Raw genomic sequence first — 23,294 nt, forward strand, 5'->3', positions numbered from 1 at the left:
GCTGGCCTCGTTCTTGCGCCTGTGCCGGCAGTCGTCCTGACCTCCACCCCCCCCCCCCCCACCGCTTCACGCGCTCGCGCGCTGAGCGAGACAAGAACTCGAGAGGTGTTATTTACGGACTACTCCGTGGGTCGTGGATGTTCTCTGTGCCAACACGTTCTTTTGGGGACCCAGGCGTGAGGTTGGTGATCACCGACTGGGGAAGCCGGTAAGACCTCCCAAAACGAGCTGCCGGCAGGTCACCCGACAGGATCATTCTGTAGACAGTTGCCTTTGATACGCGCATGATTGCCGAGACTTCGGCAACAGTGACGAAATGGTGGTCAACATTTCCACGCATAGTATTCCTTCGGTTCCATCGGAGCTCCGGGCCCAACGAATGTGGGATTGCTAGCTGACTGCCGTACAGTGCGGCCGGTCCTGCCACGGGCATACGATCTCGCAGGCGCCCTGGCGACGGAGACTGACACCCTCGCGTCCTGATTAGGAGCGCGTGCGAACAGATGCCTTCCGCCGTGTCACACGCGGCGCCGTCGCCGGGCCGATCGCCGTGCGCCTACTTCTTAATCCGTTGGATTGAATCGATACATCTCGGCAATAGGGTTCCGGAGGGCTCGCTTCGCTGCTGAAGGAAGGACGATCCCGTCCCGGACCATGGCTCCTATTGCGCCCAACGTCTTGCTTCTATCTAGCAGCGCGCCTTGTCGGGCGATGTTTGCGACTCGGCGCCCGCGTTGCTCCTTCATTGAGGCAGCGAGCATGGCGACAGGCGTGCTTCGGCGCGCGAGTTGCCCGAGCACGACGGCGTCCTCGAGTGCGAGCGACGCCCCCTGCCCAGCTGTCGGCGGGATGGCGTGTGCAGCATCGCCAATGAGAACGACACGCCCGCGGCCCCATAGCGTGGGGCGCGGGGGTCGGGAATGCGAGACGTCGAGGGGCCCGGAACCCGCCAGGAGGTCCGACACTGGAAGAGCGTCAGATCCGAGAAGTGACGGGAGTGCCGCCTGCCAGTCTGTGCTCCTCATGCCAGCAGCGGCACGCATCCCGCCGGCTACTGCACCCGTCCTGGGGTTTGCGAACCACCAGATCGTTGAAGCATCGACCCGAACGCTGCCGACGAAGCAGTCCCTGCCGAAGTGGAACTGCAGCGTCCCCGTCGCTCCGCCGTCAGTGTCGGATAGTTTGCTGCTGGTGTACGTTCCGCCGAGGTTGATGAGGTTCGGCAGCTTCTTCGCCGCTGTGTATCGGTTCGCGTCGACGTTGCGAGCTGTGAAGCTGCGTCGGACGGCAGAACCGATGCCGTCTGCGCCAATGACGATGTCGGCTGCGAAGTGTTGCAGTGATCCTGTGAGCACACTCGCCTTGTCTCCCTCGTCGGTCACGCTTAAGACGCGCGTTCCCGGTTGGATCGTGATTCCGCGTCGAAGTGTTTCTGCTCGCAGGATTCGATAGAGAAACGCTCGTTGTATCGAACGCGTCGCGAGTTGCTCTTCCTGCGACCCCAGCGGAAGCGTTGCAGTCAGGCGGCCCGTGAAGTCAAAGGTCTGCAACAGTGGCGTCGGGAATCCCCCTGCCGACACCGCGGCCCCAAGCCCAAGATTGTGAAGAGCGCGGATGCCGTTACTTGCAACCTGGAGCCACGATCCCTCGTCCTGAGCCGGTTTCTCGCCCCGCTCGAGCACGATCGGAGTATGTCCACCTTGGTGGAGCGCGATGGCAGCGGCGAGGCCGGCGATACCGCCTCCGACGATAAGTGCCTTCATTCTAGACCTCCGACGATCTTCGGCGGGCCGACGGCGCGTGCTCGGCTGCCCTGAAAGACCCTTCCCGAACGGGCGGTGGCTTGGTGATCAATCCTCCAGGAACGGCGGCCACTCCTTGTCGGTTGAATCCGTCGCTGCCGCCGGCGTAACGACCGCCGCGCTCGAGCTGAACCTTTCTGATCGAAGGACCTTTGTGCCAGATGTTCTTGCAATGCATTGTGTACGGGGCCAGTTCTGCGGTTGAGATGTGCGATCTGTCGGCGTGTGCCGCAGATCGGTGATTCACTGAGAAGGATCCACCTCGCTCGGCAGCCGTGTCACCGATCGGCGCGGACGCCAGCTGAGAACGCGGGCCCCTATCAGTGTGTTCCCGACAGATTGGCATCCGATACTGGGTTGTGACGTGGCGGTAGGACCCCGTCGCGGCTTCGTCGGGAGTCGCCACGACAAGACCAGCCAAGTAGGCGCCGAGCGCCACGATGACGAGGGCTGCGTACCTCAGCAATGCGTGATGATGCGTTCGCCTGATCATGATCGGTAGAACCTCTCGTTGAAACCTTGGTAGCACGGCAACGGCACATCTCCACCTGGTGCCGGTGGAATACGGCGCGCTCTTCGCATGTTCCGTTCATGAGGCCAAGTTTGTGAGATCGAAGGGTGCAGGGGCGGCACTAGTTGCCCCATTCGCACGTCGACGTTGCGTTTCCGTATGTCGAAAGGGTAGGCAGAAGAACTCCTCCAGGGCATAGGTCGCGAGTATCAACTTTGCAGCCATTCGGCTGGACAGGGCAGCCGAATGGCGGGCTGGCGTAGTCATCTCGATTGAAGTGCAGCTGCTCTTGCAGGGATCCGCGATTGCAGGCACTAACATCAGGCCGATACGGCGAGCGGATCAGTCTCGCAGGCGCCTCCCGTGGGAGTCCACCTTGCCTAATTCAAATTGAAGACGAGCCCTTGAATACACCCTCAGGCTCACCCTGTTGCTTTCGCTCGGCGATCGCCTAACCTAATTGACGTCTTAACGTCCGCGGCCCATTGGCTGCAACGGCAGTTGCCAGGGCGGGGTAGAACATCGCAGTTAAGACTGCATTGCACATTGCATCTTGCACTATCAAAAGTCCGGAGCCTATATATGTTCGTAAACTCAGGGCGGCGCAACGCCCTACTCGTCGCGGTCGCTGCTGCATCACTCTTTGGTGTAGTGCTCTCTACTTCCCCTGCTTCCGCCGTAGAACCAGAACGTCAAACGCGGCCGGTTCTCGTAGGTACTCGCCTGCAATTCCGGTATGGCGGAGAGTGCACCGCAGGTGCCGTTGTTCGCCTCAATACCTGGGGTTCCCTCCTCAGTGCTAAGGAACGCGCAACACGATACGTGGTCGTCGCGAAGCACTGTGCAAACAGGGGGGACGAAGAGGTCTACGTGAAGAGCGACGCGGAGAGCGCACGCGGCGGTATCGCCGAGGTCGGGAATGTCGTCTGGCGTTCACCTGACACCGATCTCGCTCTCGTCAAGATCAACCCGACCGTGCACAACACGAGGGCCTGCGGAACCACGTCTCACGGCGGCCCCTCCTGCATCCCGATCACGTCGTACTCCGTGAACGCGCTCGGCCGTGTTCTTACGGCGTCTCTTCGGACTCGATCGATCTACGCGCAGCCTGTTCCCGGTTCCGGTGACCCCGGCGAGGATGAGACGTTCGCGACGAGCGGAAGCACGACCGGCGTGCAGCTCGAATGGAACAAGCTCTCCGAGCGGGCATGGCCGACCAATTTTAGGAACCGGCGCGATGGAGATGAAGCCGCAAGCTCAAATACTGCTTTCCTCCTCGGCGGCGATTCCGGTGGGCCGGTCTTCAACGCGTCAAGCGGCAAGCTGTACGGCATCATTACGGACCAGCTCCCCAGGACGACTCAGCCCAGCACGATGGTCTACATCAAGCTGTCCAAGTTCTTTAAGGAGATGCCGCGTTACAGCCTCGTGACGAGTTGATTCTCCGTGCTGCTCCCGTGGGTTGTGTCGCCGCGGGAGCAGCACTGGACGACCGGTTCCGGGATGTTGAGCGGCTCTTGGGGCATGTCGGCCCTTCCCTGGCGCACCCTGCCGAAACTATTCAATGCTCGCTCTAGAAGGAGGCATAGTGGTGAACCTACTCTGGTCAGTTTTATCGGTAGTTGTTGCTGCATTCAGTATCTTACTCTGGTTTGGTATCGTCGCCATCGTTCTTCTCTTGGGTGCCCTTTGCATCGCCGGGCGAGTGGGCTCCTAGTATTCAAGCGCCGACCCCGTTACGTGACCGTGATGAATTCACGGCACGCCAATCGTGGCTAGTGCCGCGATCCCTCCTTTCTTTATCTGCCACGGTGTGTCTGGGAGAGAAAGGGTGGGGAGGCGAGGGGCTCGTCAGGTGGCGACTCGCCGGGTATCGCCGCGGTATTCGGGCGACTACCTTGCACTTTAATAGACCGACGTATCATCGCTGATGCCACCGCGGATCCCACTACCGCAGGCGCTCGGTGTGCGCTGTTGGGGTGATCGATTTCGGGTCTGATTGCTCTTGCATTCGCTGTGGTCATCCGGGCTCTCGCTTTACAGGGAGCGTTTTTGCCGCGCTCAAGCGCAGGGGTGGCTGGAGATGTCATAGTTTCGCTGCTGGGGCAATTCGGCGAATGCAGATACTTTTTCCTTGTGACCTGATTGGAAACCTCATGGCCCTGCAGTACGACGCAGCAATGGGAAGACTCGCGCCTCGCGTGCCGAAGCGGACGTGGGTGGGTCTCATTGCGGTCGTCGTCGTGGTCGCCATCAACGTGGGTCTGGGCAATTTGTTGGCAATTGGGATCCCGGGGGCGGACGTCACCCTGGAATTCGCCGTGAGCCACTTCATTCCCCTTCCGATCACAATCATTGTCGCCCTGTTGTTTCTCCGATGGGCTCGGTGGGGCCGTGACGTTTGGGCGGAGACACCGACCTTGAAGCTGCGCCCAGCGCGACGGTGGCTGATCGCGATCCCGGCCCTACTCACGATGTCCGCCGTCCTGCAGGTCGCCGAAATCCCCTGGGCCGACCGGACTGCTCTCTTCGTGCTCGTTATCGTCGTAGGAACGGCGCTGGTCGGGTTCAACGAGGAGCTGTACGTCCGCGGCATCCTGCTCACCGCAGCGCGAGGTCGGCACGGCGAGCTCTACGCACTCACGATCTCCGCAGGCGTGTTCGCCATCGCACATCTGCCGATCAGTCTCATCAACGGTTTCCCCGCCTATGCGATCGGACTGCAGATCGGCGCGCTCCTCGTCGGCGGGGTTGGTTGCTACTGGGTGCGGCGCGTCACCGGGCGCCTCTGGGCCGCGATCGCGGTCCATGCCCTCACTGACTGCGTGTTATACCTCGGATCCGACTTCACTGACAGCCCCAACCACCACCGCTCACCGGTCGACCTCGACATCCTCGGCGTCCCTGTTGAGGTTGCCCTCTGGGTGATGTGTGTCATCAGCATCGTCAGCGTTGCCCGTGAGGACCGCCGCCGCCGCGATTCGCAGCACCACGAACTGTCACTCTGAACCTCACTCGAGACGTGGGCAGGGAACCCGTGCTCCCCTCCGAAGTCTTGGGCGACCCAGGGGGAACGTTGTGACGAACGTCGCAATCGATCGTTTCTCGGACCCTCTCGTCCGACGCCTCTGTGATCAGTGAGGGCTCGCTGTTCGTGTTGCAGATGGCTGTGCTGGGCTCCCTTGACCCCTTGACCCCTTGGCGATTCGGCGAGGTGTCTGGTGAGGGGCTTCTACGTTTCGGTCGTCAATGACAGGCTCCGCCGGCCTCAGCACGCGGACACTGTTGGCCTGCTACTGGTCGCGGGCAAGAACGACGCCGTCGTCCGGTTCTCCCGCGGCGCGCAGCAGACCCCGGTCGGTGTCGCCAATGATCTCCTCCCACCAGCAGTCCGCGCTACCGACACCGAGATCCCGGATCCTCGCGGGCTCCCGAGACGGCGCACGTGGGCGGTAGCCGATCCGGCTCTCGAAACGTCACCTTCCAGCGGGTACGGATCGAGCCGGGAGGCGTTCTCGCTCGGTCCCGGCTCGGTCCGTCGGGGCCAGAACAACGCCCTGTCCCCATCTAGGGACCGTTCCGGCCCGACTTACCGGCCGCACGAAAGACCCTACGGCTGATGAACGGCCGCGCGTATCGATTTCACCGCCGTTTGGCTGAGAGGGCCAGCCGATCGTCGGGAATATGTACTCTCTGAGAATGAAATGCGACCGTTCTTGCATTGATCCTCACCGCAGGCGCTAGCGTCCCCCTATGCAACGATCGGGCCGTGCGCGTCCGCAGTCCGCAGTCCGCAGTCTTGAGGTGGCCCATGAGCGCAGATTCCGTCATCACCGTCGTCGTGGTGGACGACGAGTCTCTGGTCCGTTCCGGAATCGCGATGGTGCTCAACGCGTCCTCTCGGACCTCGGTAGTCGCCGCCGTGTCGAGCCCGACCGCAGTGAACACTGTTCGCGAATACGCGCCCGATGTCGTCCTCCTCGACATCCGGATGCCAGCGCCGGACGGCTTGACCATACTGCGCGAACTCATGGCGGAACCCGCCCCGCCCGTCGTCGCGATGCTCACGACCTTCGACATGGATGAGCACGTGCTTGAGGCGTTGCACGGGGGCGCGTCGGGCTTCCTGCTCAAGGACACGGATCCGGAGCAGCTCGCCCGTCATGTCCTCACGCTCGCCGCTGGCGGCGTCGTTCTCGCGCCGGGTCTGCGACCGGGACGTCTGTTCCGTTCACCCAACGAGACGCCGCGCCCGGACCTCGTTTCTCAGCTGGGCAAACGGCAGATCACCGTGCTGCGGGCCCTTGCACGAGGACTTACCAACGCGCAGATCTGCACGGAGTGTGGACTCACCCTCGGCGCCGTAAAAGAGACGGTGAGCTCGATCGTGTTCACACTCGGCGTCGGCTCCCGCGTCGAGGCAGCGATCGTCGCCGATCGTGCCGGTCTGGTGCCGCGTTCATGACGCGGCCCCGAGTGCACGGGGTGCTCGTCGACCTGCTCGTCGTTGCAGCGTCCGCCATGGTGTCTTTCACCTTCCTGCCGTACGACCAGAATCCGATGCAGATCGCCGCGGCCGTCGTGGCCTGCGCGGGCCTTCTCGTGTCGCGTCGGCTGCCCTGGCTGAGCCTGGCGGTCGCACTACCCGCGTTTCTCTCGGGGGCCGCGCTCGTGCCGATCATGGTGGCCCAATTCCAAATTGGGCTCACCCGCTCGAAGCGGTGGCATTCCTACGCGGTGAGCGCGAGCGTCGCCGTTGCGTACATGGTCACCGCTGGTATTTACAATCCCCAGGGCTTCATCGACACGCTCGTCCTCGCCGTGGTCTACACAGCGATGCCTACGCTGCTCGGCGCGTTCCTTCGTGAGCGGCGACTGGTGGTGTCGCAGTTGCACGCGTTGCAGGACGCGCAGGCTCTTGGACAGCGGCAGGCTGCGGAGATGGCGCTCGCTCGAGAGCGGGCGGTGCTCGCCCGGGAGATGCACGATGTGGTGTCGCACCAAGTCAGCCTCATTGCAGTGCAGGCCGGCGCGCTCCAGCTTGCCTCCGACGATCCTCTGTCGCGCGACGTTGCGCGCGTCATCCGAGGGTTGAGCACCGCCACCCTCGACGAGCTCCGGTCGATGGTCGGGGTATTGCGCCATGCGGGCGATGTCGGCGGAGCAATTGCGCCCCAACCGACGCTCGACGACATCGCAGCGCTCATCACTGCGAGCGGAATCGACGTCACCGTCGCCATCGACCTGCCCTCGAGTCTCGGCCCAGCTGTGCAGCGTGCTGTCTATCGGACTGTGCAGGAGGGACTCACCAACGCGCGTAAGCACGCAACCGGCGCGTCGGTCGCGGTGTTCGGGCGTCTGGAGGCGGGCAAGGTCATTCTCGACGTTGACTCGGGCATCGCCACCAAACCCCTCCTCCACCTGCCGAGCGGCGGATACGGACTCACGGGCTTGAGGGAGCGTGCGCAGCTTCTCGATGGCACAGTCACCAACAGCATTCTCCCTGACGGGTCGCATCGCCTCCGTCTACAAATTCCTCTTTGAAACAGGCGGGCCTCATCTGAAATCACGCCGCGACGCTATTGAGAGGTCGTCCGATGAATCGTCGACCGGTCTGGAGCGCTACGGCTTGCGGCCGCATGTCAAAAAGGCCGTCGCCCGTGCATGTTTCCTCCATGGCTTCATCCAACACGAAAGGGTCCAAATGAAATTTTCGACCGTCCAGTGCTGGCCGTCTGCATCCTGGTGTCAGCATGCGTTTCACCGGAATCGGCGCGCAAAATGTGCTGACTCTTCCGGGTTCTTCCGCACGGAAAAACAGTGAGCGAGGAAACTCCGCGCTCGACGGAGGATGGTAGCCACTTGGTCATGTACCTCCTTCCAAATTACGGCGGAGTCATCATGGAACCGTGCGTCTGCCAGATAGGCAGGAACCACTTCAGTCCATTTCCAGTGTACGAACGGATCGCTCTTCCGTGCCTTCGTGCTGTGGCCCGGTTGTTCGAATGGCTGCGACGAGGACGGGGAACGGGCCGCCTGTGAAACGAAGGCGAAGACCGATGAGTACCAATACGCCCCCTGCAACGGCTACCGCGCCGGATGTCGGACCTACCTCGCCCTGGCTCGCCGGTCGACGGCACGTCGCGGTCCTTTGCCAGCCTCCGGCTGCCGTCGTGGTCGGCGTCCTGGTGACCATGGTCTGCGTCACCGCCAGTTTGATCAGCCTCAGCAGTGCGCCAGCTCAGGAACCGTCCCCGTCTCCTGGCCCCTCACCATCACACTGTGACGGGACAGCCGCACCCGCCGAGCGCGCTCCTCAGACGGGGGTGGCGGCCCACTGCCGCGGTCGGTGACACGGGCGTGCTCGCATCCGCTTGCGACATCACTTCTCCAGTATCACGACCGACGTTGGCGGAGGGTCGACCGCTTATCTCCGCACCCGGAAAATTCCGCGCAGTTCGTGCGACACCGACATGGCATCTACGAGGGCTTCATCGCGAGCTATCGAGACGGCTCTACTCCACCTCGCGGGACGGTCGCAGATGGTCGACCGACCGTGGGTGAATTGTGCGGGGCGTGGGGCAACCTCGGTCGAACTTTGCCTGAAGAGTGCTGCGCCCGGCCTGCGTCGATCGGGCACGTGAGGGGTTCCCTCTTTTGTCAGGGGTGCATGAGGACTGCTTGAACGATTGGCGCTAAGCAGCCTAAGGCCCCGTCCATTTGCCAATGCGAATCAGTCGCGACGCGAACGCTGGCGGCCAGGCTCGAAATGCTTTCTTGGTTCCTGTAAAGAGTTTCACTAGACGATTGTATAGGAACCTGCTTAGCATTGCTTGACCAGTTATCGGGCGCCTGAGCTTGCAGGTCCCGATCCCGATCAAGGTGATGCCTGCCGCCGCAACCGGTCTCACCATACTCCGCTCTGTATCGAGCGGAGGGCCGTTAGTACGGCGGAGCTGTACCGAGCGAGTTGCTAGCAAATCGGCTGCTCGGAGGCGGCTTGATTTAACTGTTCGTGATTTTCCCGATGGTTACCAGATTGATTATCGTCGCCGGCCAACAACCGCAAGAGGGAGTAATCGATGATGAACCACAAGAACCCCCATGCCGTCCGGCATGAGCGTTCCGCCGACCTGGAAGCACGGCCCGGCAGATCACTAGGGCTCGGGCCGTACGAAGCGACAGTGCTTCCCTGTAAAGGGCACAAGCGCGGCGGGGGAAATGCTGACGGTCTAGATTTCGCCCTCTCTACAGTCGCCTCAGCCGCCCTATAACCAAGGAATGACGCGATCAGCGCTTCTGCTAGTAACGACGTTCCCTCGAAAGGACCCACATTGCTTCGACGCCCACTAGTCCCACGACGGATCGGACCATCGCACACGACCGCAATCGCCTTCACGGTCACGGCGTGCACAATCGGCGCGGTGTTGTTCGTCGCTGGCCCCGCTGATGCAGCTGTCCGTCAAACGCTGCCCAATTCGACCCCTTCGTGGGCAACCGTGGACAACGAGCTACGCAAGGTTACCGCCAGCACTGACGTGGAAGGCGAGGTATTCCTGCCGCTGCAAAACCAGCGCGGTGCCGAAGCTTTCGCGACCGCTGTGTCGACCCCCGGTAGTACCCACTACCGTAAACCTCTCAGCCCAGCTGCGTGGATCAAGCGGTACGCACCGTCGAGGGCTGCCGTCGACCAGGTCGCCGGCTTCCTGCGAGCGAAGGGCCTCCGCATCACGGCGGTGCCGGCAAGCCATCAGTTCGTTCTATTCCGCGGCCCTGCATCGGTTGTCAATTCGGCGCTCGGCGTCTCACTTCACACCTACAAGCACGCGGGTCAATCCCTCGTCGCGCCGTCAACTGTGCCTAGTTTGCCGACGTCGATAGCCCGTCGCGTCAGTGGAGTTAGCGTCGATCAGGGACGCCTGTTGACCCACCCGGATCTCGTCAGGCAGGGCGAGACGCCCCCGTCGGCGATGACGTCTCGTCCGCTCGCTCAGGAGTCGCCAGCTGCAACCGGTGTCGCGGCGAGGTGCTCGCGGTACGACGGCGAGCACACTGCGGTGGTGCCGGCCGCATACGGGAAGACCAGGGTGCATACCTTTGCATGCGGGTATGTGCCGAAGCAGATTCGGTCGGCTTACGGTCTTGATGCTCTGGCCGCGCGTGGCGTTCAGGGGCAACGACAGACCGTGGCGATCATCGGCGCGTATGCCTCGCCGACGATCGTCCGCGATACGAACAGTTACTCAGCTCAGCACGGCGAGCCGCCCCTGACGAGTTCAACGTTCCAGCAGCTCATTCCATCGCCGTCCGAGTTCACTGACAAATCGCCGTGCCAACAGCCGAGCGGCTGGCAGGGCGAAGAAACTCTTGACGTCCAGTCCGTGCACGCAGTGGCGCCGGCAGCGAAGATTCTTTACGTCGGGGGCACGAACTGCGGTGGCGGCATGGACGTGGCGGTGTCGAATATCCTCGACCAGGGGCTAGCGAACATCGTCAACAACAGCTATGGCGACGTGGGTGAAAACCTCGCGCTCTCCGTCATTCGGGGCCAAGAGAACCTGCACATTCAGGCAGCTGGCGAGGGCATCGGAATGTATTTCTCGAGCGGGGACAACGGGGACGAAAGAGCTTCGCTAGGTAGTGCGCAGCCCGACTTTCCTGCGTCCAGCCCCTGGGTGACGTCGGTTGGCGGCACCAGCATCGGCATCGGAAAGAACGGCCGTAGAACGTTCGAGACCGGGTGGGGGGACGCGCTCAATCCGATTGTCAGCAGCCCCCGTGGCAACGTCTACTCCAAGCCTTTGCCCGGCGACATCAGCGGCGCAGGCGGCGGAGGCCAGAGCACTTTGTTTGATCAGCCTGCCTATCAGCGGGGCATCGTGCCCGCGTACCTCGCAGGAGGCAAGCGTGTCTCTCCTGATATCGCGGCGATTGCAAGCCCCTACACCGGCTTCTCAATTGGATACCGTCCGATCAGCAATGAGGCCACTTTGGCGACCAGTGGCTTTGTGAACGAAACGACCGGCGGAACCTCCCTAGCCGCACCAGTGACTGCAGCGATCTCGGCTCTGGTTCAACAGTCGACCCATACGCGGCTAGGATTCGCGAACCCGACGTTGTACGCGACGTATCGCGCTACCCCGTCCGCGTTCAGGGACGTCCGACCTTCGGCGGCACCAATCGCGCTTGCCTACACGAGCAAGCCGCCCCGCAAGGACTACCTCGTAACGCTCGACCACGACACGTCGCTAACCACTGCCCCTGGGTATGACGATGAAACCGGCCTCGGAGCAGTGTCCTTCACAGAAATGACCCAGGTGGCCCGTCGGTAACAGGCGATTCCTCCACACGAGCCCGGCCGGAGATGCCGGTGTGCTGTGGAAAACGAGATTCCGTTCAACTTCATAAATGGCGGGATGGGTGAGGTGTGGGCGCGGAGCTATGCTCGTTAGGCGATCGCCTGGGGGGCCCGATGGCGCCGCTCCCGTGACAGTGCACCATGGGTGGCACGTGCGAATGGTGGGGGCCGCTTTGTCTGCTACAGCGGCGACCGGAGTGGTTCGCGGGTCGCCCATATATGTGCCGTGATCCGAACCGCTTATCAGGGAGAAAATCATGTCTACGTCGAGTGATCACCAGCATGCTGGTGTGGCCGAAAGTAAGCAACTTGTTGTTGTGATTGGAGCGTCAGGAGGTATCGGCGCGGCGGTAGCTCGCCAATACATGCACGAGGGAAGCCACGTCATCGGCACACATCGAGGCTCTGGCGTTCCCGAGGGTGTGGAGCCGTTCACATTCGACATCACGGATCCGGATGGCGCTCTCGATCTGTTCCGTTTCGTCGCCAGCAAGGGTAAGCCGGACGTGGTGGTTATTGCATCCGGGATGACGAGGGATGCTCCCTTCGTGCGTATGTCCACGCCCGCGGGTTGATCGTCCGGTTGGACGAGGTCAGCTCACTCAGAGTGCACCCACCGCTTCTGTCCGAGGAACTGGATGGCCGTGATGCCGAGGATGATGACGAACAGCACCCACGCCCCGGCCGATGCGAGTCCGAGCTGCTGGGTCTGGAACCCCGTGTTGTAGATGTACTGCACCAGGGTCTCGGTCGCGGTGCCGGGGCCGCCCTTCGTCAGGACGAACGGCTGCACGAACACCTGGAACGAGGTGATCAGGGTCATCATCGTCGCGAAGAAGATCGACGGCGAGATGAGCGGGAACTTGATCCGCCAGAACATCTGCCAGGCGTTCGCCCCGTCGAGCTGCGCAGCCTCGATCTGGTTCTCCGGCACCGAGTCGAGCGCCGCCGAGAAGATCAGCATGTTGTAGCCGAACCCCTGCCAGACGCTCATCGCGACGACGGCGAGCATGGCCCAGTTGTCGTCGGCCAAGAAGTTCGGGGCGTTCACGCCGACGGTCGACTGCAGCGTCGCGTCGATGGCACCGCCCGGCTGGTACAGCATCCGCCAGACGACGACGTTCGCGACGATCGGCGTGATGGTCGGGATGAAGAACAGCACGCGGAAGACGTGCCGGTGGCGGATCTTCGGCGTGAGCCAGGCCGCGAGCCCGAGGGACACGACCAGGTTGAGCGGCACGTAGAGCACGACGAACAGCACGGTGTTCAGCGTCACGGTGCGGAAGATCGGGTCGGAGAAGAGCTGCGCGTAGTTCGACAGGCCGGCCCACGAGCGTTCGCCGAGCATCGGCCAGTTCATGAAGCTCACGACGAGCGACGCGAGGATCGGGAACGCCGTGAACACGACGAGGCCGATCGAGTGCGGAGCGGCGAAGGCGGCGCCCCACCAGGAGCGGCGGCCGAGCTCGGCGTCGGCGCCGCTGTCCTTCCGGCGCGGGGCCGCTCCGGTCGCGACCGCGACCGCGGGGGCGGGCAGCGCCGCCTCGGCGGGTGGGTCCTGGATGGTGGTCATGCGACGACCTCCTCGTCGTTCGCGCGGTCCTGGTCAGGGGATGGGACGGACCGAGAGGCGCGGGGCGGGGTCGACCTCCGACTCCGCAGGCTCCGTCGGCGCGGCCCGCGCAACGCTTCGCGTCGCTCGAAGCGGGCCGCGCCCGTCCGTCAGGGGGTGACGCCCGTCACTGCGATCCGAGCTGGCTCGCGATGGACGACATCGTCTCCTTGCCGGAGGTCTGTCCGTTCACCGCCTGCAGGGCGTACTGCGCGAAGAGCTGGTTGAGCTGGTCGCTCTGCTTGTTGCCGGGCAACGGGGTGGCGTTCTCGAGTCCGGTCTTCAGGGCGTCCTCGACCCCGTCGATGCCGGCGTTGTCGTACCAGGCCTGCTGCGCCGCGGTGCGTGCCGGGAAGGCGCGCCCCTGCTCGGCGAGCGAGGTGAGCGTGGCTTCGTTCGTCATCGTGGTGATGGCCTTGAACGCCTGCTCGGGGTACTTGCACTGCTTCGAGATGCCGAACCCCGACCCCGCGGCGAAGGAGCTGGGTCCGTCCGTGCCCGAGGGGATGGTCGTGATGCCCAGGTCGAACTTGACCTTGGCCTTCTGGCTGATGATCGACCAGGGGCCGTCGCTGTACATCGCGACGTCACCGGACACGAACGCGTTGTCGTCGGTGGAGCCGTCGGTACTCGCCTGTGTGGCGTAGCCGTCCTTCACCAGGCCGCCGATCCAGTCGAGCCCCTCGGCGAACTCCGCGTTCGAGGCGTCGAGCGTGCCGTCGTCCTCGATGACCCGACCACCGTTGTAGCCGAGGATCATCGACTCGAGGGGGATGTCCTCGACGCTCGTGCCCCAGATCGGTGTGCCCGCGGCCTTGAGCTGCTTCGCGGCGTCCTCGAACTCGTCGACCGTCCAGCCCGGCTTCGGCTCGTCGACGCCCGCCTTCTCGAAGATGTCCTTGTTGTAGAACATGACCATGGGGCCGGTGTCGTACGGCAGCCCGTAGAGCTTGCCGTCGACCTTCATGCCGTCGAGCCCGGTCTGGTCGTACTCGCCCAGGTCGAGGTCGGCCTGCTTCGCCATGTCGTCGATCGGCACGAGCACGTCCGTGTAGTTCGCGGCGCGGAGCGACTGGATGCTCACGATGCAGGGCGCGGTGCCGGTGGACAGCTGCGTGCGGAGCTTGGTCCAGTAGTCGTTGAAGGGTGAGCCCTGGATCGAGACGTCCACGTCGTCGTCGGTCTTGACCGTGTCCGCGACCTTCTGCCACGCGGCCTTGTCCTCCTTCCCGGCGATCCACATGGCCCAGGTGAGGGAGTCCTCGGACTGGCCGTCGCTGGCGCTGCTGCCAGCGGAACAGCCGGTGAGCACGAGCACGGCAGCTGCTGCTGCCGCCAGCCCGGCGGTGCGTCGTCGTTGCATCGGTGTCTCCACTTCGTCGTGGTGATGGGGTGTGCGGTGGGGTTTCAGGCGACCCGGACGGCGTCCGGGACCCGATCGGGATCGGACTCGGCCCAGACCGGGCCGTCCGGGAACGCGTGGGTGGTCAGGGTGTCGGCGAGCATCTCGGTGCCGGCGCCGGGCGTGGTCGGCGGCCAGTAGCGGCCGTCGTGGACGTCGACCGGTGTCACGAAGTGCTCGTGCAGGTGGTCGACGAACTCGATGCACCGGGTGTCGAGGTCGCCGGTCAGGGCGACGGCGTCGAACATCGACAGGTGCTGCACCGCCTCGCAGAGGCCGACCCCGCCGGCGTGCGGGCAGACGCGGACCCCGTGCTTGGCGGCGAGGAGCAGGATCGCCAGGTTCTCGTTCACCCCGGCGACCCGGGTGGCGTCGATCTGCAGCACCGACATCGACCCGGCTTGGATCAGCTGCTTCGCGATCACCCGGTTCGCCATGTGCTCCCCCGTCGCGACCGGGATCGGGGCGATGCGCCGGGCGATCTCGGCGTGGGCGAGGATGTCGTCCGGGCTCGTCGGCTCCTCGACCCACGCGACGTCGAAGGGGCGGAGCCGGTCGATCCACGCCACGGCCTCGTCGACGTCCCAGCGCTGGTTCGCGTCGATCGCGATCCGGACGTCCGGGCCGACGGTGGCGCGGGCGATGCCCATCCGTCGGACGTCCTCGTCGACGTCGCCGCCGACCTTGAGCTTGATCTGGGTGAACCCGTCGTCCACGGCTTCCCGGCACAGCCGCGCGAGCTTCTCGTCGTCGTAGCCGAGCCAGCCTGGGGTCGTCGTGTAGGCGCGGTAGCCCGCACGCTCCAGGCGCGCTCGACGTTCGGCACGCATCGGTTCGGCGGCGCGGAACAGTTCGAGCGCCTCGGCCGGGGTGATCGCGTCGGTCAGGTACCGGAAGTCCACCAGGTCGACGAGCTCCTCGGGTCGCAGGTCGGCGAGCAGGGCCCACAGCGGCTGCCCCGCACGCTTCGCACGCAGGTCCCACAGGGCGTTCACCACGGCGCCGATCGCCATGTGCATGACGCCCTTCTCCGGGCCGAGCCACCGCAGCTGCGAGTCGTGCACCATCGCGCGCCAGGTGCCGCCCATGTCGGCGAGGACCGCCTCGGCATCGGCGCCGACGACGTGCCCACGGAGGGCTGCGATCGCCGACTCCTGCACCTCGTTGCCGCGGCCGATGGTGAAGACGAAGCCGGTGCCGACCAGGCCGTCGAGCGCGTCGGTGGTGAGCTCGACGTAGGCGGCGGAGTAGTCGGGTGCGGGGTTCATGGCGTCGGACCCGTCGTGCTCCCGCGAGGTCGGGAACCGGATGTCGTGCACGTGCAGACCGGTGATGCGGCTCATCTGTGTCTCCTGCCGTCCGGTCTCCGTCGACCGAACGGTGCAATCAAAACATCCGATGTCTCGTGCGTCAAGAGCCCTGTTCTTGCGGTTCTGGCGAAAGTGGCCGCCCAACCGTCCGATGACTGCGCGACCGACGGTGTGGACGCGACAACGGCCTGGAGGCGCGGTGCGGGTCCGACCCGCACCGCGCCTCCAGGCCGTGGTCGCCCCGCGCCGGGGGCGACGCGATGGTCACGCTGGTCAGGCGGTGGCGAGCCGCCCCATCTCGGCGACGACCGCGCGCAGCCGCGCAGCGAGCTCGTCGCGGGAGCCGTCCGCCGACCGGTGGGCGGACTCGATCACGGCGGCCATCACGAGGGTGGTCGCGGTCCGCGCGGTGTCCTCGTCGACGCGCTCGGCGGCGACCGCCAGCACGGTCTGCCGCGCGTGCGCCATCCACTGCATCATCGCCGGGACCATCTCGGGGCGGGCTCGGACGAGCTCCTTCATGCGCCGGCGGTCCTGCGGCAGGGTGACCGTGTGCGCGACGAGGTCGCAGAGGTCCGACACGAGCGGACCCGTGGCACCGAGGAACGCTGCGCGCGCCACTTCCGGGACCGTCGTCGCCGGCAGTCCGAGGGCTGCTTCGGCCTTCGACGGGAAGTAGTTGAAGAACGTCCGCGGGGAGACGCCGGCGTCCGCGCAGATCTGCTCGACGGTCACCCCGGCGAGCCCGTGGTCGGTGACCAGGGCGAGTGCCGACCGGTGGATGGCGGACCGGGTCTGCTGCTTCTTGCGCTCCCGCAGGCCGCAGTCGCTCGCGACGAGGTCCTCGGTGGTGGTGGGCTGGTGCACGTGCTGCGCTCCGTCCTGCTCTCGGGTCCGTGCGACGCTGGGCCTCCGCGTCGTGTGACGGGGAGGCCCGGCGTGGCTCAGACCTGCGACCGACCGCCCTGGACGGGGATCGAACCGGTGACCGGGGCGGTGGGCGAGCCCATCGTGTCCGCGGCCCGCACGGCCTGCGCCTCGAGGTCGTCGGCGGTGCCGGCGTCGTCCGCCTGCTCCTGCAGGGCCGAGCTCTTGCGGAGCGGCGGCGCCTTGAAGAAGAAGCTCAGGACGAACGCGAGCAGGATCACCGCGAAGCCGACCCAGTAGACGGTCACGGCCGAGGCGTTGAACCCGGACATGAACGGCCGGGTCAGGGCCGAGTCCGCACCGTTGAGGTACGACGTGTCGCTCGTCTCGGCGTTCGAGTCGCTCGAGTCGTTCGCGCCCTTGTCGATCTGCTTCGACAGCTCCGGTGCGAGCTGGTCCACCCAGTAGGTGCGCTGCCCCGAGTCCGACCAGTCGACGACGAGCCGGCCGTCCTGCACGCTCGCGTGCGCCTTGTCGGCGGCGGCGGTGAGCGCCTGCTGCTGCACGGCGTCGGGAGCCCCGGCGGTGGCCTGGGTCACCTGGTCGGTGGCGGTGTCGAGGCCGGACTGCACCTGCTGCTGGAGCGGGGTGACGATCGGGTTCCAGATCTGGTCCATGACGCCCTGGTTCGCCTTCGCGCTGGCGATCTCCGGGTCGAGCGCCGCGCTGAGGGCGGGCTTCAGGTTCGACTCGTCCGCTGTGGCGTGCAGGATGTTCGTCGGCATGAGCGAGAACAGGACGGACAGCAGGACGGCGGTGCCGAGCGTGCCACCGATCTGGCGGAAGAACGTGGCGGACGACGTCGCCACACCCATGTCGCGCGGCTGCACCGAGTTCTGCGATGCCAGGGTGATGCTCTGCATGAGCTGGCCGAGTCCGAGACCGATCAGGAACATGCCGATCATGAGGAACCACAGCGGCTTGTCGATCGTCATGAAGGTCAGGACGACGTAGCCGAGCGACACCAGGGCCGTGCCGATGACCGGGAAGATCCGGTACCGGCCGGTGCGGGCCACGATCTGCCCCGAAGCGATCGAGGCGATCATCAGGCCACCGATCATCGGCAGCGTCGCGAACCCGGACTCGGTCGGCGTCAGGCCGGTGACGATCTGCAGGTAGAGCGGGATGGTGAGCATCGCGCCGAACATCGCGAAGCCGACCAGGAAGCCCAGGATGGTCGCCATCGAGAACGTGCTCGAGCGGAAGAGCTTGAGCGGGATGATCGCGTCGTCCTGCATGCGGGTCTCGATCACCAGGAAGGCGACGAGGCCGAGCGCACCGATGACGTAGCAGGCGATCGCGCTGGCCGAACCCCAGCCCCACGTGCGGCCCTGCTCCGCGACGAGGAGCAGCGGCGCGAGCGTGACGATGACCGAGGTCGCTCCCCACCAGTCGATGCGCGGCTTGGCCTTGGCCTCGCCGAACTTCGGCAGGTGCAGGAACGCGATCACCATGAGGAGCGCGGCGACGCCGATCGGCACGTTGATTAGGAAGACCCAGCGCCACCCGGTGATGCCGACGATCGAGCTCGCACCGGCGAACAGGCCGCCGATCAGCGGGCCGATCACGGACGAGATGCCGAAGACCGCGAGGAAGTAGCCCTGGTACTTCGCGCGCTCACGCGGGGCGAGGATGTCGCCCATGATCGCGAGCGGCAGCGACATCAGCGCACCGGCACCGATGCCCTGGAACGCGCGGAAGGCGGCGAGCATGGTCATCGACGTCGACAGGGTCGAGAGCAGCGACCCGAGGATGAAGACCGCGATGCCGAAGATGTAGAGCGGGCGACGTCCGAAGACGTCGGAGAGCTTGCCGTAGATGGGCGTGGTGATGGTCGACGCGATCAGGTAGGCCGTCGTGACCCAGGCCTGCTGGTCGAGGCCGTGCAGGTCGTCACCGATCGTGCGGATCGCCGTGCCGACGATGGTCTGGTCGAGCGACGACAGGAACATGCCCGCCATCAGGCCGTAGATGACGAGCAGGATCTGGCGGTGCGACATGATCGGCTTGCCCGGCGTGCTCGCCGGGGAGTCCTGTCGTCCGCGCGACACCTCGACGGGTGCGGTGGCAGTGGACATGCGGAGTTCCTCACAGGGGATGTGGCGTGGTGGTCGTCGGCCTGGTCGGGACCCCGAACGGATGTCAACCTTGCAGGCTCTGCAACTTTACACCGCCAGCACCTTTGCTGCCAACGCAAAGTTGCCGAGCATGCATGTTCGTGTACGGGTTCTCAGGTAACGTCGGCGCATGGGGCGAACCACCTGGACCGATGTACCGATGACGCTGCGGCAGCAGGTGGAGGGGGTGTTGGGCGGTCCGGTCGTGACCGCCCAGTCCCAGGCGAGCGGGTGGTCTCCCGGCAGCGCCGACCGGGTGACGACCGCGGCGGGACGACGGGCGTTCGTGAAGACCGTGTCGCGCTCGCGCAACGAACCAGCCCTCGAGCTGCACCGCCGCGAGGCCGAGGTCATGGCCCAGCTGCCGACCACCGTGCAGGCGCCACGGCTGCTCGACGCGCTCCACGCCACGGTCGACGGCGACGACTGGGTCGCGCTCGTGCTCGACGACGTCGCGGGACAGCACCCGGGCGGGCACCTCGACGGCTCGGACACGACGGCCGTGCTCGACGCGCTCCACACGCTGCCGCCCGCGACCGGTGGGCTGGTGACGCTCCCCCGCATCGCCGAGGACCTGCGCGGTGAGTTCGGCGCCTGGGACCGGATGCTGGCCGACGACGCGGACGCCGTCCGTGTCGCCGAGGTCGTCCCGCCGCACGTCCTCGACGCCGGCTCCGCCATCGCCCGCGCGGCATCCGGGGCAGCGGCACTCGTCGACGGCGAACACCTCGTGCACGCCGACTGCCGAGCGGACAACCTGCTCCTCGACGACGCCGGGCTCGTCTGGGTGGTCGACTGGCCCTGGGCGAGCGTGGGCGCGCACTGGCTCGATCCACTGACCTACCTGCTCGACACGCTCGTCCGCGGCGAGGACGCCGACGTCGAACACCACCTCACCACGCACCCGGTCTTCGCCGGGGTGCCCGCCACCACGATCGACGCCGTGCTGGCCGGGCTCGCCGGGCTGTTCTTCGAGCACGCCCTGCCCCCGGCACCGCCGAACATGCCCACGATCCGCGACTTCCAGCGTCGCGAGGGCGTCGCGGCCGCCGAGTGGTTGCTCCGGCGCTGGGCCGACTGACACCGCGCCCGCCCGCCCGGGGGACGTGTCTGTCCAGGGAGCGCAGCGCACCGGAGCGTACGGTCCACCGCATGACTGATGAGCACCGCACCCCGCGTCCCGAAGACGACGCCGCGCGCCTCGGTCTCGTCGTCGTCGGAGAAGCAGCAGCCCTGCAGTCCGGCGACGAGGCGGCACTGGACGCGAGCGAGCAGAACATCCGCGACACGATCGACGAACTGGTCGACGAGCCCCTGACCCCGCGGCAGGAGGAGGTCGTCGAGCGACTCGCCGCGGCCGGCGGCACCCTGACCGCCGGACTCAGCGGTGCCCTCGCCGCCCAGAGCGGTCGCAGCGTCGACGACGTGCTCGAGGGTGCGGCCCGCAGTGTCGTGTGGCAGCAGCGGCTCGCGGACGAGCGTGAGGACGCCGGTGCTCAGCAGCGCGACCCGCAGAACGAGAACGGGCGCGACGAGGGCTGATCCCCCGTCGCGCCCGCTGCAGGCACCGCTCGGTTACTCGGCCGGTTCGACCTGTGGCACGGACTGCTCGCGCACGACGGCACGGGCAGCGGCCTGACCCGTCGTGGTGCTCTTCACGATGTCGCTCAGGGTGAACCCGGCGGTGGCACCGAGCAGCGCATCGACCTCGCTGAACTGGCTGACGACGCTCTTCGACAGTGCACCGGCGCCGTCGGAGGACACCACGGTGAGCGTGTCGATGTTGCTCATCGGAGCAGCGAGCTCGCGGGCGATGCTCGGCAGTGTCTCGATGGCCTTGACCCGCAGGACGGCCTCGGAGTGCTGGGCGAGCGCGTCGGCCTGCGCCTTGGTCGCATCGGCCTCGGCCTGGCCCTTCGCACGGATCGCGTCGGCGGCGGCTTCACCCTCGGCGCGCGAGGCGTCGGCGGCGAGCTTGCGGGCGTCCGCCTCGGCCTTCGCTTCGGCCGCGACGGCCTCGGCGGAGATCCGGCGGGCCTCGGCCTGGGCGCGGGCGGTCTCGACCTGGGCCCCAGCAGCGGCTTCGGCCTCGACGCGGGTCTTGCGCGCCTGGGCCTCGGCGACCGCAGAGACCTCGGACTCGAGCTCGGCACGGCGCAGCTCGGCACGCTTCTGCGCGGTGATCTGCTCCTGCTCGACGACGCCCTGGGACGCACGCGCCTGGGCGAGCGGGCCGGCGGCAGCGGCTTCGGCGGATGCACGGTCGGCGTCGAGCTGCAGCGCGGCACGACGGATGGCCAGGGTGTTCTCGGCCTCGGCGATCGCCTGGTCTGCGGTCGCGCGGGCCTCTCGCGCTTCACGGTCGGCCTGGGCCTCGGCGTTCTCGGCCTCGAGTCGCACGCGTGCACGCTCGGCACGGCCGAGGTCGCTGATGTACTCGTTGCGGTCCGAGATGCCCTTGATCTCGAACGAGTCGACGTCGAGCCCCTGGCTGTGCAGGGCGTCCTTCGCGACGTCGAGCACGGCGACGGTGAGCTGGTCGCGCTTGCGGATGATGGTCGACACGTCGGTCGCACCGATCGAGGCGCGGAGCGAACCGGACAGGACCTCGCGCGCGAAGTCGTCGATCTTCTTCTCCTGCCCGAGGAACCGCTGTGCGGCCGCCCGGATCGAGGCGTCGGTCTCGCCGACCTTGACGAGCGCGACGGCCTCGACGTCGATGGTGACACCGCGGGAGTCCTGCGCGTTGACGTTGATGTCGATCGCACGCGAGCTGAGCGACAGCTTCGCGACCTTCTCGAAGAAGGGGCGGACGAGCACGCCGGCACCGAGCACGACCTTGATGCCGGACTCGACGGTCTCGGTGCCGTCGTCGTTCTTGACCTTGCGGGAGCGCTTGCCGGTGATGATGAGCGCTTCGTCGGCACCGGCGTTGCGGTACACGACCTTGGCGTAGATCAGCGCGATCACGGCGAGGACGATGATCCCCACGATGATCAGCGGGACGGCTCCGAGCGCGAACAGGACTTCCATGACTCCCCCTCCGGACCAGGCGCCAGCCTGGATTCCGCATCTGTTGTTCCGTTGGCTCCCATCCTAGGAGCGCGCGCGGACAGCGGGGCCGCGCTGGGGAGGGTTGGGGACAACAGACGGGAGGCGCGGTGCAGGATCACCTGCACCGCGCCTCCCGGCCGGGGCTGCGTCAGCGCCTACGCGCCCGCACGCCACCAGTCGTCGAAGGGCGTCGCCGGCACCTGGCGCTTGTGCTCCGTCGCGCGGTAGCGCGACTCGATCGCCTCGGCGACCTCGACCGGCACGTCGTGGCCCTGCAGGTACGCGTCGATCTCGGCGTAGGTGAGTCCGAGGTTCGCCTCGTCGGTCTGTCCGGGCAGCTCGTCGAGCAGGTCGGCGGTGGGCGCCTTCTCGTACAGGCGGGCGGGTGCGCCGAGGTGCTCGAGCAGCTGCCGCCCCTGGCTCTTCGACAGCCCGGTGAGCGGGGTGAGGTCGACGCCGCCGTCGCCGTACTTGGTGAAGAAGCCCGTGACGGCCTCGGCCGCGTGGTCCGTGCCGACCACCAGCAGGCCGCGCTGCCCGGCGATCGCGTACTGGGCGACCATGCGCATGCGCGCCTTGACGTTGCCCTTGACGAAGTCGCTCAGCTCGACCCCCGAGGCCGCGGTGTCCTGCATGACCCCGTCGACCCCGTGCTCGATGTTCACGGTGACGCCCGGGTCGGCCGCGATGAACTGCAGGGCGAGCTGGGCGTCGTCCTCGTCGGCCTGCACGCGGTAGGGCATGCGCACGGTCGTGAACTCGGCGGGGTGCCCCTCGGCGCGGAGCGACTCGACCGCGAGCTGGGTCAGGCGGCCGGCCAGGGTGGAGTCCTGCCCGCCGCTGATGGCGAGGAGGTACCCCTTCGCCCCGGTCGTCAGCAGGTAGTCGCGCAGGAACCCGACACGACGGGCGACCTCCTGCTCCGGGTCGATGGTCGGCTGGACGTTGAGGTCCGCTGCGATGGCGGCTTGGAGTTCACGCACCACCCCAGTATCACGCCGATCCGGCTCCGTGGACCGGCGGGTTCCCGAAGACGTCGATCGGATCGACCGGGAGGTCCCGGGGCGGCGGTGACCCGATCACCACCGCCCCGGGGATCCGCGACGACCCGAACGCGTCGCGGACCCGGTGAGGCGGACGCCGGTACCCGCCAGCGCCCGTCCTGGTCAGGCGCGACGAACCCGTCGCACCGGGATCGCGG

17 protein-coding genes are annotated in these 23,294 nt (G+C 66.1%); 8 read left to right on the forward strand and 9 right to left on the reverse strand.

Annotated features, from left to right (window positions below):
- Nucleotides 1–112 precede the first annotated feature (112 nt).
- Nucleotides 113–340: a helix-turn-helix domain-containing protein gene (locus DEJ03_RS00005; RefSeq protein ID WP_110863052.1), complete on the reverse strand. Its 228-nt coding sequence runs from the start codon at nt 338–340 to the stop codon at nt 113–115.
- 223 nt (nt 341–563) lie between these two features.
- On the reverse strand, nt 564–1,763 hold the full coding sequence (locus tag DEJ03_RS00010; protein ID WP_110863053.1) for an NAD(P)/FAD-dependent oxidoreductase: 1,200 nt from the start codon (nt 1,761–1,763) through the stop codon (nt 564–566).
- 1,372 nt (nt 1,764–3,135) lie between these two features.
- Here DEJ03_RS00010 and DEJ03_RS00015 point away from each other — a divergent pair.
- From DEJ03_RS00015 to DEJ03_RS00045, 6 genes are all read left to right on the forward strand, one after another.
- Nucleotides 3,136–3,753 carry a S1 family peptidase gene (locus DEJ03_RS00015; RefSeq protein ID WP_258370427.1) on the forward strand — a complete coding sequence of 206 codons (618 nt, stop codon included), beginning with the start codon at nt 3,136–3,138 and terminating at the stop codon, nt 3,751–3,753.
- A 716-nt stretch (nt 3,754–4,469) separates the two neighbouring features.
- Nucleotides 4,470–5,321 carry a CPBP family intramembrane glutamic endopeptidase gene (locus DEJ03_RS00020; RefSeq protein WP_181422557.1) on the forward strand — a complete coding sequence of 284 codons (852 nt, stop codon included), beginning with the start codon at nt 4,470–4,472 and terminating at the stop codon, nt 5,319–5,321.
- An 803-nt stretch (nt 5,322–6,124) separates the two neighbouring features.
- A complete protein-coding gene (locus tag DEJ03_RS00030; protein WP_110863287.1) occupies nt 6,125–6,778 on the forward strand; it encodes a response regulator transcription factor in 654 nt (217 codons plus the stop codon).
- A 20-nt stretch (nt 6,779–6,798) separates the two neighbouring features.
- A complete protein-coding gene (locus DEJ03_RS00035; RefSeq protein WP_258370428.1) occupies nt 6,799–7,857 on the forward strand; it encodes a sensor histidine kinase in 1,059 nt (352 codons plus the stop codon).
- 1,955 nt (nt 7,858–9,812) lie between these two features.
- Nucleotides 9,813–11,645, forward strand: coding sequence for a protease pro-enzyme activation domain-containing protein (locus DEJ03_RS00040; RefSeq protein WP_258370429.1), 1,833 nt, complete (start codon nt 9,813–9,815; stop codon nt 11,643–11,645).
- Between the two features lie 316 nt (nt 11,646–11,961).
- Entirely contained in the window at nt 11,962–12,246 is a 285-nt protein-coding gene (locus DEJ03_RS00045; protein ID WP_181422558.1) for an SDR family NAD(P)-dependent oxidoreductase, read from the forward strand.
- A 23-nt stretch (nt 12,247–12,269) separates the two neighbouring features.
- On the opposite strand, the gene DEJ03_RS00050 is transcribed toward DEJ03_RS00045, so the two are convergent.
- From DEJ03_RS00050 to DEJ03_RS00070, 5 genes are all read right to left on the reverse strand, one after another.
- Nucleotides 12,270–13,244: a carbohydrate ABC transporter permease gene (locus DEJ03_RS00050; RefSeq protein WP_110863059.1), complete on the reverse strand. Its 975-nt coding sequence runs from the start codon at nt 13,242–13,244 to the stop codon at nt 12,270–12,272.
- 166 nt (nt 13,245–13,410) lie between these two features.
- Nucleotides 13,411–14,646, reverse strand: a complete 1,236-nt coding sequence (locus tag DEJ03_RS00055) for a sugar ABC transporter substrate-binding protein (protein ID WP_258370430.1) — start codon at nt 14,644–14,646, stop codon at nt 13,411–13,413.
- Nucleotides 14,647–14,690: 44 nt separating this feature from the next.
- Nucleotides 14,691–16,028 carry an enolase C-terminal domain-like protein gene (locus DEJ03_RS00060; protein ID WP_110863061.1) on the reverse strand — a complete coding sequence of 446 codons (1,338 nt, stop codon included), beginning with the start codon at nt 16,026–16,028 and terminating at the stop codon, nt 14,691–14,693.
- A 240-nt stretch (nt 16,029–16,268) separates the two neighbouring features.
- Nucleotides 16,269–16,862: a TetR/AcrR family transcriptional regulator gene (locus DEJ03_RS00065; protein ID WP_110863062.1), complete on the reverse strand. Its 594-nt coding sequence runs from the start codon at nt 16,860–16,862 to the stop codon at nt 16,269–16,271.
- Nucleotides 16,863–16,939: 77 nt separating this feature from the next.
- Nucleotides 16,940–19,000 carry an MDR family MFS transporter gene (locus DEJ03_RS00070; protein ID WP_110863063.1) on the reverse strand — a complete coding sequence of 687 codons (2,061 nt, stop codon included), beginning with the start codon at nt 18,998–19,000 and terminating at the stop codon, nt 16,940–16,942.
- A gap of 169 nt (nt 19,001–19,169) precedes the next feature.
- Between DEJ03_RS00070 and DEJ03_RS00075 the strand changes: the two genes are divergently transcribed.
- Together DEJ03_RS00075 and DEJ03_RS00080 are read left to right on the forward strand one after the other, a co-directional pair.
- Entirely contained in the window at nt 19,170–20,120 is a 951-nt protein-coding gene (locus DEJ03_RS00075) for a phosphotransferase family protein (protein ID WP_146237613.1), read from the forward strand.
- Between the two features lie 71 nt (nt 20,121–20,191).
- Entirely contained in the window at nt 20,192–20,581 is a 390-nt protein-coding gene (locus DEJ03_RS00080) for a hypothetical protein (protein WP_110863065.1), read from the forward strand.
- 33 nt (nt 20,582–20,614) lie between these two features.
- Here the strand turns inward: DEJ03_RS00080 and DEJ03_RS00085 are convergent, their stop codons facing one another.
- Both DEJ03_RS00085 and nadE read right to left on the reverse strand, forming a co-directional pair.
- Entirely contained in the window at nt 20,615–22,072 is a 1,458-nt protein-coding gene (locus tag DEJ03_RS00085; protein WP_110863066.1) for an SPFH domain-containing protein, read from the reverse strand.
- A gap of 176 nt (nt 22,073–22,248) precedes the next feature.
- Nucleotides 22,249–23,076 (reverse strand): ammonia-dependent NAD(+) synthetase, encoded by an 828-nt coding sequence (nadE, locus tag DEJ03_RS00090; protein ID WP_110863289.1) that lies wholly within the window; start codon nt 23,074–23,076, stop codon nt 22,249–22,251.
- Nucleotides 23,077–23,294 lie beyond the last annotated feature (218 nt).

The organism is Curtobacterium sp. MCLR17_043 (assembly GCF_003224215.1).
GTDB classification, from domain to species: Bacteria; Actinomycetota; Actinomycetes; order Actinomycetales; family Microbacteriaceae; genus Curtobacterium; species Curtobacterium flaccumfaciens.

Coding starts and splice junctions, on each gene's coding strand:
- DEJ03_RS00060 (WP_110863061.1), bottom strand. CDS start 16,028: ATGAGCCGCATCACCGGTCTGCACGTGCACGACATCCGGTTCCCGACC.
- DEJ03_RS00070 (WP_110863063.1), bottom strand. CDS start 19,000: ATGTCCACTGCCACCGCACCCGTCGAGGTGTCGCGCGGACGACAGGAC.
- DEJ03_RS00030 (WP_110863287.1), top strand. CDS start 6,125: ATGAGCGCAGATTCCGTCATCACCGTCGTCGTGGTGGACGACGAGTCT.
- DEJ03_RS00020 (WP_181422557.1), top strand. CDS start 4,470: ATGGCCCTGCAGTACGACGCAGCAATGGGAAGACTCGCGCCTCGCGTG.
- DEJ03_RS00055 (WP_258370430.1), bottom strand. CDS start 14,646: ATGCAACGACGACGCACCGCCGGGCTGGCGGCAGCAGCAGCTGCCGTG.
- DEJ03_RS00075 (WP_146237613.1), top strand. CDS start 19,170: ATGGGGCGAACCACCTGGACCGATGTACCGATGACGCTGCGGCAGCAG.
- DEJ03_RS00085 (WP_110863066.1), bottom strand. CDS start 22,072: ATGGAAGTCCTGTTCGCGCTCGGAGCCGTCCCGCTGATCATCGTGGGG.
- DEJ03_RS00050 (WP_110863059.1), bottom strand. CDS start 13,244: ATGACCACCATCCAGGACCCACCCGCCGAGGCGGCGCTGCCCGCCCCC.
- DEJ03_RS00005 (WP_110863052.1), bottom strand. CDS start 340: ATGCGTGGAAATGTTGACCACCATTTCGTCACTGTTGCCGAAGTCTCG.
- DEJ03_RS00080 (WP_110863065.1), top strand. CDS start 20,192: ATGACTGATGAGCACCGCACCCCGCGTCCCGAAGACGACGCCGCGCGC.
- DEJ03_RS00010 (WP_110863053.1), bottom strand. CDS start 1,763: ATGAAGGCACTTATCGTCGGAGGCGGTATCGCCGGCCTCGCCGCTGCC.